The sequence below is a fragment of the Buttiauxella cochleicola genome, assembly GCF_021282435.1.
In the GTDB taxonomy this organism is placed as follows: Bacteria; Pseudomonadota; Gammaproteobacteria; order Enterobacterales; family Enterobacteriaceae; genus Buttiauxella; species Buttiauxella massiliensis.
In genome coordinates this window covers 393,177-408,531 of the sequence record NZ_JAJSOT010000003.1, presented here as the reverse complement: position 1 = coordinate 408,531, position 15,355 = coordinate 393,177, and the positions used below count along the sequence as shown (strand labels likewise).

General features: G+C 51.1%; 14 protein-coding genes. 11 read left to right on the top strand and 3 right to left on the bottom strand.

The features are described from left to right. Positions 1 to 63 precede the first annotated feature (63 nt). A complete protein-coding gene (gene fadL, locus LVQ77_RS10795) occupies positions 64 to 1,386 on the bottom strand; it encodes a long-chain fatty acid transporter FadL (protein ID WP_232904423.1) in 1,323 nt (440 codons plus the stop codon). Positions 1,387 to 1,762: 376 nt separating this feature from the next. On the opposite strand from fadL, the gene LVQ77_RS10790 reads away from it, so the two are divergent. The 4 genes from LVQ77_RS10790 to sixA all read left to right on the top strand — a co-directional run bounded on the left by LVQ77_RS10790 (position 1,763) and on the right by sixA (position 6,414). Continuing rightward, positions 1,763 to 2,047, top strand: a complete 285-nt coding sequence (locus LVQ77_RS10790) for a YfcZ/YiiS family protein (protein WP_064512780.1) — start codon at positions 1,763 to 1,765, stop codon at positions 2,045 to 2,047. A gap of 221 nt (positions 2,048 to 2,268) precedes the next feature. Then, positions 2,269 to 3,579, top strand: coding sequence for an acetyl-CoA C-acyltransferase FadI (gene fadI / locus LVQ77_RS10785; RefSeq protein ID WP_232865944.1), 1,311 nt, complete (start codon positions 2,269 to 2,271; stop codon positions 3,577 to 3,579). After that, positions 3,579 to 5,738 (top strand): fatty acid oxidation complex subunit alpha FadJ, encoded by a 2,160-nt coding sequence (gene fadJ, locus LVQ77_RS10780; RefSeq protein ID WP_232904422.1) that lies wholly within the window; start codon positions 3,579 to 3,581, stop codon positions 5,736 to 5,738. Before fadI ends, fadJ begins: the two co-directional genes overlap by 1 nt. A gap of 187 nt (positions 5,739 to 5,925) precedes the next feature. Continuing rightward, positions 5,926 to 6,414 (top strand): phosphohistidine phosphatase SixA, encoded by a 489-nt coding sequence (gene sixA, locus LVQ77_RS10775; protein ID WP_064512773.1) that lies wholly within the window; start codon positions 5,926 to 5,928, stop codon positions 6,412 to 6,414. A gap of 77 nt (positions 6,415 to 6,491) precedes the next feature. On the opposite strand, the gene smrB is transcribed toward sixA, so the two are convergent. After that, positions 6,492 to 7,043 carry an endonuclease SmrB gene (gene smrB, locus LVQ77_RS10770; protein ID WP_232865946.1) on the bottom strand — a complete coding sequence of 184 codons (552 nt, stop codon included), beginning with the start codon at positions 7,041 to 7,043 and terminating at the stop codon, positions 6,492 to 6,494. A gap of 171 nt (positions 7,044 to 7,214) precedes the next feature. On the opposite strand from smrB, the gene prmB reads away from it, so the two are divergent. The 6 genes from prmB (at position 7,215) to LVQ77_RS10740 (ending at position 11,883) form a co-directional block, all read left to right on the top strand. Next, positions 7,215 to 8,147, top strand: a complete 933-nt coding sequence (gene prmB, locus LVQ77_RS10765; RefSeq protein WP_232904421.1) for a 50S ribosomal protein L3 N(5)-glutamine methyltransferase — start codon at positions 7,215 to 7,217, stop codon at positions 8,145 to 8,147. Positions 8,148 to 8,225: 78 nt separating this feature from the next. After that, positions 8,226 to 9,311: a chorismate synthase gene (aroC, locus tag LVQ77_RS10760; RefSeq protein ID WP_232904420.1), complete on the top strand. Its 1,086-nt coding sequence runs from the start codon at positions 8,226 to 8,228 to the stop codon at positions 9,309 to 9,311. Between the two features lie 4 nt (positions 9,312 to 9,315). After that, on the top strand, positions 9,316 to 10,140 hold the full coding sequence (mepA, locus tag LVQ77_RS10755) for a penicillin-insensitive murein endopeptidase (protein WP_232865948.1): 825 nt from the start codon (positions 9,316 to 9,318) through the stop codon (positions 10,138 to 10,140). 11 nt (positions 10,141 to 10,151) lie between these two features. Next, complete coding sequence (locus tag LVQ77_RS10750; RefSeq protein WP_172893554.1) at positions 10,152 to 10,949, top strand: sulfite exporter TauE/SafE family protein; 798 nt, start codon at positions 10,152 to 10,154, stop codon at positions 10,947 to 10,949. 22 nt (positions 10,950 to 10,971) lie between these two features. Further along, a complete protein-coding gene (locus LVQ77_RS10745) occupies positions 10,972 to 11,517 on the top strand; it encodes an elongation factor P hydroxylase (RefSeq protein ID WP_232865971.1) in 546 nt (181 codons plus the stop codon). A gap of 90 nt (positions 11,518 to 11,607) precedes the next feature. Beyond that, positions 11,608 to 11,883, top strand: coding sequence for a YfcL family protein (locus LVQ77_RS10740; RefSeq protein ID WP_064512761.1), 276 nt, complete (start codon positions 11,608 to 11,610; stop codon positions 11,881 to 11,883). A gap of 41 nt (positions 11,884 to 11,924) precedes the next feature. Here the strand turns inward: LVQ77_RS10740 and mnmC are convergent, their stop codons facing one another. Continuing rightward, positions 11,925 to 13,925 carry a bifunctional tRNA (5-methylaminomethyl-2-thiouridine)(34)-methyltransferase MnmC2/FAD-dependent 5-carboxymethylaminomethyl-2-thiouridine(34) oxidoreductase MnmC1 gene (gene mnmC, locus LVQ77_RS10735; RefSeq protein WP_232904419.1) on the bottom strand — a complete coding sequence of 667 codons (2,001 nt, stop codon included), beginning with the start codon at positions 13,923 to 13,925 and terminating at the stop codon, positions 11,925 to 11,927. Positions 13,926 to 14,081: 156 nt separating this feature from the next. Between mnmC and fabB the strand changes: the two genes are divergently transcribed. Beyond that, a complete protein-coding gene (fabB, locus tag LVQ77_RS10730) occupies positions 14,082 to 15,299 on the top strand; it encodes a beta-ketoacyl-ACP synthase I (RefSeq protein ID WP_232904418.1) in 1,218 nt (405 codons plus the stop codon). Positions 15,300 to 15,355: the final 56 nt, after the last annotated feature.

The window sequence follows — 15,355 nt, the reverse complement described above, 5'->3', positions numbered from 1 at the left end:
GAGTGGGTAATAAACATAAAAAAGGCGAAACCGAGGTTTCGCCTTTTTTGTCACTATTAACTATTAGAATGCGTAGTTAAAGTTCATACCGTACAGCCAGGCTTTGCCTTCAGACTGGAAGGTATATGGGCCTTCTTTGATCTCAACGTGCTGACCGTGCATGTAGGAAACGCCCAGGTCTACAGAAGCATCGTCGTTAAATGCGTAGGTAGTACCAGCACTGATCCAGAAGCGATCCTGGTCCGGAATAGAGATTGAACGTTTGTCTGCCGGAACTGGGCTGTCATCGAATGCGATACCGGTACGGAAGGTCCAGTTTTTATCCATAAAGTAGGTGGTACCTAAAGCGATACGGTACGCATCTTTGAAACTTTCATCTTTATAGAACAGAGTCTGACCGTTGGTACCAGTGGCTTTCAGCTCCTGGAACTGGCTCCAGCTGGTGTAGGTCACGCTATAGTGGATAGCCCATTGTGGGTCCACTTTGTTATAGCCGGACAATTCCCACATTTCTGGCAAGTTCAGCGTCAGAGAACCAGGGACAGTTTGTCCGTTGGTGCCTGCTGGTAAGCCAAAGTTTGACAGGATTGGGTTATAAGCAGAAGGCAGGTTGCTTTTGTAGTCACCGTCGAAGTCGATTTTAACTTCTGAACGGTAGGTGAAACCGTAACGGTTGTTTTTATCGATTTCATAAAGAATACCGGCGTTCCAGCCATAGCCCCACTCGTCACCTTTCAGGTGTGCGATTTGGGTGTCGCCAGGAATACGAGAAACCGGACCTGCCAGTGACGGAGGTAAAGCACCGGAACCAGCTACGATTTGACCCAAATCACCCGCGTAGCGTTCGATTTTCGCTTTAGCGTAAACAGCATCAAAGCCCAGACCGAAGCTCCAGCTGTCATTTAAACGGTAAGCGCCGCTCAGATTCAGGTTCAGCGTTTCCAGGTCGGTTTTACCGCCCATAGAACCGGCTGTGTAATCGTTATTGAATTCTGTTGCTAAACCATAGTTAGAGGTAACAGATGCGCCCCAACCAAATTGTTCGTTAATAGGAGCAACGAAGTGGAGGTTTGGAACCCAGGCGGTTGGTGCGATGTTATCAGCATCGGTGCTGCGGCCAGTTGGCGATGTACCGGAAATATTCACACCCGGATCAACAAACACTGCGCCGCCAGAGAAGGAAGGGCGGTCAAACATCATGATAGTTGCAGGGTTACGGCTGGCGGAGCCCGCATTATCCGCAACGGCACCTTCCCCTGAATAAGCTCGGCCTAGGCCTGAGGAAGAGAACTCGTTTAATTGAAAGCCGGCTGAGTAGGCCTGCGATGAGACAATTGCCACTGCAACCGCTAGGGCTGACTTTGTAAACAGGTTTTTCTGGCTCATGACCAAAACCTCATAATGGATTTATTTTTATACAAACAATGTTACATACCGTAACAGGAGCGCGAATAGTAGGGTCTGTTCTGTTACAGAGAAAGCAGACCAGTGGCGAGAGTATAGGTCTGACCAGATAGGATGTTGCAAGTTTGTATCTAAGAAATTTCAAATTTGATCGTCGAAACGAGATCTGACTGGCAAAATCGGGTTCTTCGTCACTTAGCAAAATGGGTGAATCTTGTTTTAGATCATTTTTAAGTGTGATTTGGGTCACTTACGGATTTTGACAAGATTAACGACTGGAGTCGCTTCAACAGGGAGCGTAAAATAGACAAGATTCGTTGAAAACATTTTGCCTTTTAAATACAGAGGAAATCATAAAATGAGTAAAAACACTGCTGATGAAACCCCGGTTTGCTGCTGTATTGATGTCGGCTCTATCATCGACAACACCGACTGCACAGCAACATACAGCCGCGTGTTCGCGACCCGCGCTGAAGCTGACGAAACTCTGGCTGCGCTGACTGAGAAAGCACGTGCCGCAGAATCTGAACCTTGCCAGATCGTCCCTCGTTATACTGAAGAAGCTGACGGCGTTCGTCTGGATATCGATTTCACTTTCAGCTGCCAGGCTGAAACCATGATCTTCCAGCTGGGCCTGCGTTAATATTTCCTGACGCTCTCGTCCCTGAGAGCGTCATTTTCCTCTCTTAAAGCGTGTTCCCCCTCCCAAATTTTTAGTCCCCCGGTTGGCTGGTTGTAACTTTTTAGTTAAAACTATGATCAGGTCAGACCACTATTGGTCATTTACAATTTTATTCCCAGAAATAGGAAGTTACAGCAATGCAGCTGTAGATTCGTACACAAAGGGAAGAATAGGGGAGCGTTATGAGTCAGGCACTTCCGCTGGTCACCCGTCAGGGCGACCGTATTGCTATTGTCAGTGGGTTACGCACCCCGTTTGCCCGTCAGGCTACGGCATTTCACGGCATACCTGCTGTCGACCTCGGCAATATGGTGGTCAGCGAACTGTTGGCACGTAGCGAAATTCCCCCAGAAATTATCGAACAACTGGTTTTCGGCCAGGTTGTCCAGATGCCGGAAGCGCCAAACATTGCCCGCGAAATTGTCCTTGGTACAGGCATGAGTGTTCATACAGACGCTTATAGCGTGAGCCGTGCCTGTGCGACCAGTTTCCAGGCCGTAGCGAATGTGGCTGAAAGCCTAATGGCAGGCACGATCCGAGCCGGTATTGCTGGTGGTGCCGACTCCTCATCTGTACTGCCGATTGGCGTTAGTAAGAAGTTAGGCCGCACATTAGTGGATGTGAACAAAGCGCGTACTTTGGGTCAACGTCTGAAATTATTCGCGCGTTTGCGCCCACGTGATTTATTACCGGTACCTCCTGCGGTTGCTGAATATTCAACGGGTTTGCGTATGGGCGACACCGCCGAACAAATGGCAAAAACTCACGGGATTACGCGTGAGCAACAAGATGCTCTCGCGCATCGCTCTCACACCAAAGCGGCCAACGCCTGGAGAGAAGGGAAACTGGCTGATGAGGTGATGACAGCCTTTATCCCGCCATATCGCCAGCCTTTCAGCGAAGATAACAACGTTCGCCAAAACTCCTCAATTGCTGATTACGCAAAGCTACGTCCAGCCTTCGATCGCAAACACGGCACGGTCACCGCCGCCAATAGCACGCCATTAACCGATGGCGCGGCAGCGATTATTTTAATGACGGAATCGCGTGCCAAAGAGTTGGGTTTGAAGCCTTTGGGCTATTTACGCAGCTATGCGTTCACCGCCGTGGATGTCTGGAAAGATATGCTGCTGGGCCCCGCATGGGCTACCCCACTGGCGCTTGAGCGAGCGGGTATCACTTTGAATGACCTGACGCTTTTCGATATGCATGAAGCCTTTGCCGCGCAAACGTTAGCTAACCTGAAAATGCTTGCCAGTGAGCGTTTTGCACGTGATGTATTGGGCCGCGCCCATGCTACGGGAGAAGTCGACGATGCGAAATTTAACGTACTGGGTGGTTCGATTGCGTATGGGCATCCATTTGCCGCAACCGGTGCTCGAATGATCACGCAAACGCTGCATGAACTGCGCCGTCGTGGCGGAGGTTTTGGCCTGGTGACCGCCTGCGCCGCAGGTGGCCTGGGTGCTGCAATGGTTCTGGAGGCCGAATAATGGAACAGACTTCTGCTTTCCACTTACATATCCGTCTCGACAATATCGCGATAGTGACTATCGATGTGCCGAACGAAAAGATGAACACTCTGAAAGCCTCTTTCGGGCCCGAAGTACATAACATTATCAAACAGGTTCGCGATAACACTGCATTGCAGGGGCTGATATTTATCTCTGGCAAGCCGGATAACTTTATTGCCGGAGCTGACATAAACATGATTGCAAGCTGCCAAAGTGCGCAAGAAGCACAGGCACTGGCACATCAGGGGCAGCAAATTATGGCTGAAATTGCTGCCTTGCCGATTCCGGTAGTTGCGGCGATTCATGGTGCGTGTCTCGGCGGTGGGCTGGAGTTGGCACTGGCATGCCATTCACGTATTTGTACTGATGACGAGAAAACAAAACTGGGGCTGCCGGAAGTGCAGCTCGGCCTGCTGCCGGGCTCGGGTGGTACACAGCGTTTACCGCGTTTGATTGGCGTCAGCAATGCACTTGATATGATTCTGACCGGCAAACAATTACGTCCACGCCAGGCGCTGAAATTGGGGCTGGTGGATGAAGTTGTGCCACAGTCAATTCTGCTGACGGCAGCAGTTGAGCTGGTGGGCAAAGGCCGTCAGGCATCGCGCACATTGCCGGTTCGAGAGCGTATTTTAGCCGGTCCGCTTGGGCGTTCTTTATTGTTCAGCATGGTGAGTAAGAAAACTGAGCAAAAAACTCGCGGTAATTATCCTGCCACGCAGCGCATTATCGATGTGATAAAAGTTGGTCTTGGGCAGGGGAGTTTTAGCGGTTACGAGTCGGAAGCGAAAGCCTTTGGCGAGTTGGCTATGACTCCGCAATCGGTGGCTTTGCGCGGGTTATTCTTTGCCAGTACCGAGCTTAAAAAAGAACATGGGGCTGATGCTCAACCACGAGTTATAAATGCAATAGGTGTGTTAGGTGGCGGATTAATGGGCGGAGGGATTGCTTTTGTCACCGCGACTAAAGGCAAATTGCCCGTACGCATCAAAGATATTAATCACGATGGCATTAACCATGCGTTGAAATACAGCTGGGACTTGCTGGATAAAAAAGTACGCCGCCGACATATGAAAGCGGCTGAGCGCCAGCGTGAAATGGCGCGTATCTCCGGTGGTACCGATTATCACGGATTCCATAACCGCGACATCGTCGTGGAAGCGGTTTTTGAAGATCTCGCTCTCAAGCAAAAGATGGTTGCGGAAATCGAACAGAACGCCGCGCCGCATACCATTTTTGCCTCAAACACGTCTTCACTGCCGATTGCTGATATTGCGGCAAATGCCGCACGTCCAGAACAAGTGATAGGCCTGCATTACTTCAGCCCGGTCGATAAAATGCCCTTGGTTGAAGTGATTCCTCATGCGGGAACCAGTGCGGAAACCATTTCCACGACCGTTCAACTTGCCAAAAAACAGGGCAAAACACCGATTGTTGTTGGCGACAGCGCCGGGTTTTACGTCAACCGTATTCTGGCACCTTACGTTAACGAAGCGATGCGTTGCCTCGTGGAAGGGGAGCCTGTCGATAAGATTGATAATGCGCTGGTAGCGTTTGGTTTCCCGGTCGGCCCAATCCAACTTTTGGATGAGGTGGGAATTGATGTGGGGACTAAAATTAGTCCTATACTTCAGCAAGCTTACGGAGATCGTTTTGCAGCGCCGTCAGAAATTGCAGCAATATTGAATGACGATCGCAAAGGTAGAAAAAACGGGCGTGGTTTCTATCTTTATTCAGGGAAAGGGAGTAGAAGCAAAAAGCAGGTTGACCCTGCAATCTATACTCTGCTCGGTGTTTCACCCAAAGGGCAACTGGCAGAAAATGAAATCGCACAACGCTGCGTGATGATGATGCTTAATGAAGCGGCTCGATGCCTCGATGAAGGTGTTGTTCGCAATGCCCGCGATGGTGATATCGGTGGCGTGTTTGGTATTGGTTTTCCACCGTTCCTTGGTGGCCCGTTCCGCTATATGGATACCCTGGGGGCGGGTGAAGTCGTCGCACAACTGCAACGCCTGGCCAGTCAGTACGGGGAGCGTTTTACTCCTTGTGAAAGACTTTTACAAATGGTGGAAGAGCAACGAATTTTCTGGGGGAAAGTGAACCCCAGTGAAGGAAATGTAGTCAAAGAATCATGATTATATGGTTCGGTGAATGGATGCTGGTCGCTCACTTAATAAACAGTGATTGACTATACTTGCACCATTGAGGTAAAAAACAGCGTTTCATTCGATGTACGGATAAGGCACAATGCCCGGCTGCTGAATTTCTCCACGTAGGTTTCAGGGGAATTCAAGCATTCCTGGTTAACAAAAGCGGTGCAATATGCAAGTTTTTATCATGCGTCACGGCGACGCAGCTCTCGATGCCGCCAGTGACTCGGTACGTCCTCTCACCCAGTGTGGTTGTGATGAATCCCGAGTAATGGCGACCTGGTTGAAAGGTCAGGTTGTGGATATCGAACGTGTTCTGGTGAGCCCTTATCTGCGAGCCGAACAAACCCTGGATGTTGTGCGGGAAGCACTGACTCTTCCAGGTAAAGAAGACATTCTGCCGGAATTGACACCGTGCGGCGATGTAGGTCTGGTGAGCTGCTATTTGCAAGCCCTGGCCAATGAAGGGGTTGAGTCGGCGCTGGTGATTTCTCACCTACCGTTAGTCGGTTATTTGGTCTCTGAGCTGTGCCCAGAGGAAACACCACCGATGTTCAGTACCTCGGCCATTGCTAATGTCACTCTTGATCCAGAAACAGGGAAAGGGGTGTTCAACTGGCAGATGAGTCCGTGTAATTTGAAGGTAGCTAAAGCTATCTGATAGCCGTAAGCATGAAAAAAGAGCCGCTATAATAGCGGCTCTTTGTATTTCTGGGGCCGCGGGGTGCGGACTCAGGATTACGGCAACTCCGGCGGTAGCCACTCTTCGATTTCAATCAACACCAGCAATGCGGCATCACCACCGTACTCTTTTGGTGCCTGATGAAATGCCATTATGTGTGGGTGTTGAGCCAGCCACAGTGGCGTTTGCTGCTTCAACACATGCTTACCATGGCCATGCATCACACAGGCACAAAAAACATGCTCACGCCGACAGGCCGCAATCAACGCGCCTAATTCCTGCTTTGCCTGCATCTGTGTCAGGCCATGCAAATCCAGGAACAACTCTGGCGAATAATCACCCCGGCGAATTTTTTTCAGCTCAAAATGGCTGACGTCTTCGCGCACGTAACGGGTGGGGCCTTCTGTTGCCAGACGCGGCTGGAATTCATCAGAAAAATAGTGGCTGGCATCAACCTGCTCCTGCAACAGTCGCTTCACCGGAACTTCCTGCACTTTTTTGCGTATTGGGCGATGAACAATCGTGTCCTGAGTTAATTTTTTTGTGCCGCTCATCAGATCACGGAAAAGGTTCTGATCGTCAGCGCTGAGCGGAGTTTTCTTCTTCATTGGTATCTCGTCTCGCATCTGCTATTGCGTCAGTTTACCTGGTTTGCCGTTCATCGCTAAATAAAACGTCATTTTCCCCACGCTGAGCGCGATTGAAATGCTGATTTGTCGCGGCCTTCATGGCAAACTAATCGATTATTGAATTAACGCGAACGGCCTGCGGAGGGCAACGTGGATAAAATTTTCGTCGATGAGGCAGTTAATGAGCTGCACACCATTCAGGATATGCTGCGCTGGGCAGTCAGTCGTTTTAGCGCCGCCAATGTCTGGTATGGCCACGGCACGGATAATCCGTGGGACGAAGCCGTTCAGTTAGTGCTGCCAAGTCTCTATCTGCCGCTGGATATTCCTGAAGATATGCGCACCGCACGTCTGACACCAAGCGAGCGTCATCGCATCGTTGAGCGTGTAATTCGTCGCGTTAATGAGCGTATTCCGGTGGCCTATCTGACAAACAAAGCCTGGTTCTGCGGCCATGAGTTTTATGTTGATGAGCGTGTGCTGGTGCCGCGTTCCCCGATTGGTGAACTGATCACCAACCGTTTCGCGGGTCTTTTCGACCAGGAACCACACCATATTCTTGATATGTGTACTGGCAGCGGCTGTATCGCTATCGCCTGTGCTTACGAATTCCAGAATGCGGAAGTGGATGCGGTCGATATTTCTCTTGATGCGCTGGCAGTTGCTGAGCAAAACATCGCTGAGCACGGCCTGGAAAGCCAGGTAACGCCAATGCGTTCCGACCTGTTCCGTGACCTGCCAAAAGTGCAGTACGACATTATCGTCACTAATCCACCATATGTGGATGCGGAAGATATGTCTGACCTGCCGGGTGAGTTCAAATTCGAGCCGGAATTAGGTCTGGCTGCGGGGACAGATGGCCTGAAACTGGCGCGTCGTATTCTGGCATGTGCACCGGACTACCTCACCGATGGCGGTATCCTGATTTGTGAAGTCGGGAACAGCATGGTGCATTTGATGGATCAGTATCCTGATGTGCCGTTCACCTGGCTTGAGTTCGATAACGGCGGTGATGGCGTATTTATGCTGACTAAATCGCAGCTTATCGATGCGCGTGAACATTTCAGTATCTACAAAGACTAATCGTGTAGACGGGCCTTATGGCCCGTCTTCTTTTGCTGACAACACAACAAAAATGACAACGGTAAGGAGCCGTGAAAAATGGCAGGAAACTCTATCGGACAAGTATTTCGCGTAACGACATTTGGTGAATCCCATGGTGTCGCGCTGGGTTGTATCGTTGATGGTGTGCCGCCAGGCATCCCGCTTACCGAAGCCGATTTACAACACGATCTCGACCGTCGCCGCCCGGGGACTTCACGCTACACCACGCAACGCCGCGAACCCGATCAGGTGAAGATCCTTTCCGGTGTATTTGAAGGCGTCACCACTGGCACCAGCATCGGCCTATTGATTGAAAATACCGATCAGCGCTCGCAAGATTACAGCGCTATCAAAGACGTGTTCCGTCCGGGCCACGCAGATTACACCTACGAACAAAAATACGGCCTGCGCGATTATCGTGGCGGTGGCCGTTCTTCAGCACGTGAAACCGCGATGCGTGTGGCGGCTGGGGCGATTGCTAAAAAATATCTGGCGCATAAATACGGCATCATTATTCGTGGTTGCCTGACGCAAATGGGCGACGTGCCGTTAGAAATCAAAGACTGGGATCAGGTTGAACAGAACCCGTTCTTCTGCCCGGATCCGGACAAAATCGAAACGCTCGACGAACTGATGCGCGCGTTGAAAAAAGAGGGTGACTCCATCGGCGCGAAAGTCACTGTCGTTGCCGACAACGTGCCGCCAGGCCTTGGCGAACCTGTATTTGACCGCTTAGATGCTGATATCGCCCATGCGCTGATGAGCATTAACGCCGTGAAAGGCGTGGAAATTGGCGAAGGTTTTGGCGTGGTAAGTATGCGTGGAAGCCAGAACCGTGACGAAATCACCAAAGAAGGTTTCCAGAGCAACCACGCTGGCGGCATTCTGGGTGGCATCAGCAGCGGCCAGCAGATTGTGGCCAATATGGCGCTGAAACCGACTTCCAGCATTATGGTCCCAGGGCGCACTATTAACCGCGAAGGCGAAGAAGTGGAAATGGTCACTCGTGGCCGTCACGATCCTTGCGTGGGTATTCGTGCGGTTCCGATTGCCGAAGCCATGGTAGCGATTGTATTGATGGATCATATGCTGCGTCAGCGTGCTCAAAACGGTGACGTGACTTTCCCTTTGCCGCGCTGGTAATGCGATGAAAAAAACACTCGTGGGGCTGCTGGCATTGCTTGCCAGTACCGCTACTTTCGCTGCGACGCCGTGGCAGAAAATTAGTCATCCGATTGCGGGAAGCCCGCAATCTATTGGTGCATTCTCTAACGGCTGCATTGTGGGTGCCCACGAGTTGCCGCTTAACGATCCTCGCTATCAGGTGATGAGACAGGACCAACGTCGCTATTTCGGTCATCCCGATTTAGTGATGTTTATTCAACGTCTCAGTAACCAGTCGACGCAACTTGGCCTTGGCACGTTATTGATTGGTGATATGGGAATGGCTGCTGGCGGGCGTTTTAGCTCTGGCCATGCCAGCCACCAAAGCGGCCTGGATGTTGATATTTTTTTGCAACTCCCGAAAGCACGCTGGACGTCAGCTCAACTCCTCAAGCCGCAAGCGCTGGACTTAGTCGCCAGTGATAATCAGCATGTGGTGCCGCGTTTGTGGCAGCCAGAGATCAGCAGCCTGATTAAGCTTGCGGCGAAAGATAATGACGTCACGCGGATCTTTGTCAATCCGGCTATCAAGCAGCAACTTTGTCTGGATGCGGGTGCCGATCGCGACTGGCTGCGTAAAGTGCGCCCGTGGTTTGCTCACCGTGCGCATATGCATGTTCGCCTGCGTTGCCCGGCAGATAGCCTCGAGTGTGAAGATCAGCCATTACCGCCGCCAGGTGACGGTTGTGGTGCCGAGCTGCAAAGCTGGTTTGCGCCGCCGCCTCCGGGCAGCATACCGCCGAAAAAGAAAACTCCGCCCCCTTTACCCGCCTCTTGTCAGGCCTTGCTGGATGAGCACGTTCTCTAACGGATAAGTTCATGGAATGGTTTATGGTTTCCCCCCTGATGCTGGTGATGTTGTTTTTTGTCGCCATGCTTGCAGGGTTTATTGATTCACTGGCAGGCGGCGGCGGTTTGATTACCGTCCCTGTGTTGTTGGCAACGGGAATGTCACCTGCACATGCTTTGGCGACCAACAAACTCCAGGCCTGTGGGGGTTCGGTTTCTTCCTCGCTCTATTTTATTCGCCGCAAAGTGGTCGATCTTAAAGAGCAGAAACTGAATATTCTGATGACGTTTATCGGCTCAACAACTGGGGCATTGCTGGTTCAATACGTAAAATCAGACGTGTTGCGTCAAATCTTGCCGCTGCTGGTGATCTGTATTGGTCTGTACTTTTTACTGATGCCAAAACTTGGTGAAGAAGACCGACAGCGCCGTTTATACGGCCTGCCATTTGCGCTGGTTGCAGGTGGTTGCGTCGGTTTCTATGATGGTTTCTTTGGCCCAGGTGCTGGCTCTTTTTACGCACTAGCGTTCGTCACGCTGTGCGGTTTTAACCTCGCAAAATCTACGGCTCACGCCAAAGTATTAAACGCTACATCAAACCTCGGCGGCCTGCTTTTGTTTATCATTGGCGGGAAAGTGATTTGGGGAACCGGTTTTGTAATGATGGCCGGGCAGTTCTTAGGGGCGCGAATGGGATCACGCCTCGTGTTGAGTAAAGGGCAAAAACTGATCCGTCCGATGATAGTTATCGTGTCAGCGGTGATGAGCGCCAAACTCTTATTTGATAGCCACGGACCGGAGATTCTCCATTGGTTGGGGATAGTTTGAGATGACAACAGCAAATATGACAATAACGACAGAACACCATTATCAGGAACTTATCGACATTTTCGATAACTGCTTTAAAGACGAATTTAATACACGTCTGATTAAAGGCGACGACGAACCAATATATCTTCCTGCTGATGAGGAAATTCCTTATCACCGCGTGGTGTTTGCCCACGGCTATTACGCCAGCGGAATGCATGAAATTTCTCACTGGCTTATTGCGGGCAAAGCGCGCCGTGAACTGGTGGATTTCGGTTATTGGTATTGCCCGGATGGGCGTGATGCCGAAACACAAAGCAAATTCGAAGACGTGGAAGTGAAGCCGCAAGCGCAAGAATGGTTGCTGTGTGTGGCAGCAAACTTCCCGTTCAATGTGAGCTGCGACAACCTGAGCGGGGATGTTGACCCGGACAGAATCGCGTTCCAGCGTCGTGTGCATGCGCAGGTGATGATTTACCTGCAAGAAGGCATCCCGGCTCGTACGGCAAAACTGATTGAAGCGCTGCGGGACTATTACAAAACCCCGCCGCTGGCAGCGGAGCATTTTCCGTGGCCGGAAGACCTTTAGACATACCCTAAATAATTCGAGTTGCAGTCAACGCGCCTGCGGCTTGAAGTATGACGGGGATAAAAACCTGCAAAATGATGAGGAAGTACGATGATCGCTGAATTTGAAACACGCATTCTGGCGCTAATTGATGAAATGGTTGAGACGGCCAGTGATGATGAACTGTTTGCCAGCGGTTATCTGCGTGGCCATCTGACTCTGGCGGTAGCTGATCTGGAGCATGGTGAAGACCACAGCCCTGAAGCGCTTAATACTGCGGTATCAGGTAGCCTGGAAAAAGCGATTCAGGCAGGCGAACTGTCGCCGCGCGATCAGTCTTTAGTGCTGAGTATGTGGGACAATTTGTACCAGAAGGCTAAGTTCTAAGTCATTTGCCCTCTCCTTTGGGAGAGGGCTTAATCTCAAATCTATTTAACTTCTCTTCCTTTCAGTAACTTCCGCACCCAAAATCGATTTGGATTGAGCGCCGCAAGCGTTTCAGCATCCATCGGAACCGGTTCATCGCTCATTTGAGCCGCCAGAATTTCTGCCGCCAGTGGCGCACTGCATAATCCCCTTGAACCCAGAGCCGCCAACATAAAAAGATTCTCATAAACCGGAGCGGTTTCGGCGTTGTCATGGTTTTCAACAAGTGTTGCGTAGGTTTCAAGCGTGTCATCGTAGCGAGGGACACTTCCTACAAGCGGCATATGGTCGCGCGTCGCACAGCGCACGCCACAGCGTGCTTCAGTGGCGCTAACATCCACTTCGCACGGCCAGTCCACATCCGGCAAACAGTTCAGTAAACGCTGGCGATTATGCTGCTGATCTTCTTCGTTGTACTGCATCTCTTCTACGCCACGGTGGTAGCTGGCACCGATACAATGCTGCTGATTGTTCGGATTTTGCGGCGTTAAATAGCCGTCGTAGCACAACACCTGGCGCAATTCTGAAAGTGCCGGGGTCGTTGGGATGTGGCTGACCTGGCCGCCTACCGCTGAGAACGGCAGTTTTTCAGTTTGCGCGAATTTACTGACCCTGAAGCCGTTTGCCAGCACTACAGCCGCATGTTGTTTTGCGTCCTGTTCGGCTAAAGATAATTGCCATCCATCTGATGTTTGAGTCAGTTCCTCAACCTGATGTTGATAATGGGTTTTTAGCCCCAGGGTTTCTGCCAGCGCCAGCGCACCGGCTGTCAGTTGTGCCGGGCATAACCAACCACCAAGAGGGTAGGTTGCACCACCATGGCCGGTTTCTAAGCCGCAAAGTTTTGTCGCCGTTTCTGCATCGACGGCATGAACGAGGGCATCGGGAAATTCGAGGCTCAGCATCTGGTCGATTTTATGCTGACTTTTTTCGTCCCAGCCCAGTTGCGTGACCCCACACCAGTCGTGATCAAATTCGACGGGCAGTGAGTCGTACACGCGACGAGCAAAAGTAAATGCGGCACTGAAAAAGTTTGTCAGCGTGGCGCTATGGGTATTGAGCAATGGGTAAAGCGCACCCTGGCGGTTGCCGGAAGCACCCAGCGCTGGCGCAGCATCTTCACAGTAGAGCGTGACCTGCCATCCACGACGCAGCAAAGCGAGTGAAAGCAGGGCGCTGGCAATGCCGCCGCCCACAATCGCGACTTCTTTTCCTTGCGCGGCAGGGTGCGCATACCACGGCGTGCGTGCTGGCGTTTCAATTGCACGTTCCATTACGCCAACCAGCATTTCGCGTTTGCGGCCAAAACCCTTAGTTTTGGTCATCGCGAAACCGGCATCAATTAAGCCACGGCGTACAAACCCGGCGCAGGTAAATGTCGCCAGCGTGCTGCCCGTGCGTGCCAATTTCGCCATCGCATTGAACAACTGTGGTGTCCACATATCCGGATTTTTTGATGGTGCGAAACCGTCAAGGAACCAGGCATCTACCTGATTATTTAAAGTGTCATCTAATTGCGGTATCAGTTCGTTGATATCACCGAACCAAAGGTCGAGAGTAATGCGGCCTTCCGCCAACAAAATACGGTGGCAGCCTGCAATTGGCAGCGGCCATTGTTGCTGTAATTGCTGCGCGAACTCGGCAAGTTCAGGCCAATGGGCATGAGCGGCATGTAAATCTTTTACGGTCAGCGGGAATTTTTCAAAACTAATAAAGTGCAGACGTTTGAGGGTGGCTTGAGGCTGATTTTTGCAAAAATCTTCAAAAGCTTGCCATAAAGTCAAAAAGTTAAGACCGGTGCCGAAACCACTTTCACCGACTACAAACAGCGAACGTTCATGGGCAGCAAAACGCTCATTTAGACGGTTTCCTCCCAGAAATACATAACGAGTTTCCTCCAGTCCATTATCATTAGAGAAGTACACGTCGTCGAACTCTCGGGATACAGGTGTACCCTCTTCATTAAAGTCCAGGTTGGCAGATTGTATTGGGGAGTGTTTCACGTAAGTTACTCGTCTGGCAGGCAGTGTAACGATCATAACGATGTGTGCGAAGCGGCGCAAATTTCAGACTGATTTGGCTGATCGGACTTGTTCGGCGTACAAGTGTACGCTATTGTGCCTGTCGAAATCCTAATAGTGCAGTAGAAGAGGTATTGAATGAAACGTGCAGTGATTACTGGTCTGGGCATTGTTTCCAGCATCGGTAACAACCAGCAGGAAGTCCTGGCATCTCTGCGTGAAGGTCGCCCGGGGATCACTTTCTCTCAAGAATTCAAAGATTCTGGAATGCGCAGCCACGTGTGGGGTAACGTTAAACTGGACACCACCGGCCTGATTGACCGTAAAGTCGTCCGTTTCATGAACGATGCCTCTGTCTATGCTTACCTTTCAATGCAGCAAGCTATTGAAGATGCTGGTTTGAAAGAAGAAGTTTATCAAAGCAACCCTCGTGTGGGCCTGATTGCAGGTTCCGGTGGTTCTTCTAAATCTCAGGTGTTCGGTGCAGACGCAATGCGTAGCCCGCGCGGCCTGAAAGCGGTTGGTCCTTATGTTGTGACCAAAGCGATGGGCTCTGCGGTTTCCGCATGTCTCGCTACTCCGTTCAAAATTCACGGTGTGAACTACTCAATCAGCTCCGCATGTGCGACTTCTGCGCACTGTATCGGTAATGCTGTTGAGCAAATTCAACTGGGCAAACAGGACATCGTATTTGCTGGTGGCGGCGAAGAGCTGTGCTGGGAAATGGCCTGTGAGTTCGATGCAATGGGCGCACTGTCTACCAAATATAACGAAACGCCGGAAAAAGCATCCCGTACCTATGATGCGAGCCGTGACGGTTTCGTTATCGCAGGCGGCGGCGGTATGGTTGTGGTTGAAGAACTGGAGCACGCTCTGGCTCGTGGTGCACACATCTACGCTGAAATCGTTGGCTACGGCGCAACGTCTGATGGCGCGGATATGGTTGCTCCATCTGGTGAAGGTGCGGTGCGTTGCATGAAGATGGCAATGCACGGTGTTGATACCCCGATTGACTATCTGAACACCCACGGGACTTCTACGCCGGTTGGCGATGTGAAAGAACTGGGCGCAATCAAAGAAGTCTTCGGTAACAACTCGCCGGCAATGTCTGCGACCAAAGCGATGACCGGTCACTCTCTGGGTGCCGCAGGCGTTCAGGAAGCTATCTACTCTCTGCTGATGCTGGAGCACGGTTTCATCGCGCCAAGCATCAACATTGAACAGCTCGATGAGCAGGCTGCTGGCCTGAACATCGTGACCGAAACGACCGAGCGTCAACTGAACACTGTTATGTCTAACAGCTTCGGTTTCGGTGGTACGAATGCCACGCTGGTTATGCGTAAAGTTAACGCTTAATCCCAGGTGATGTTAATAAGCGGGGTGCCTTGTGCACCCCGTTTTTTTTTGCATAA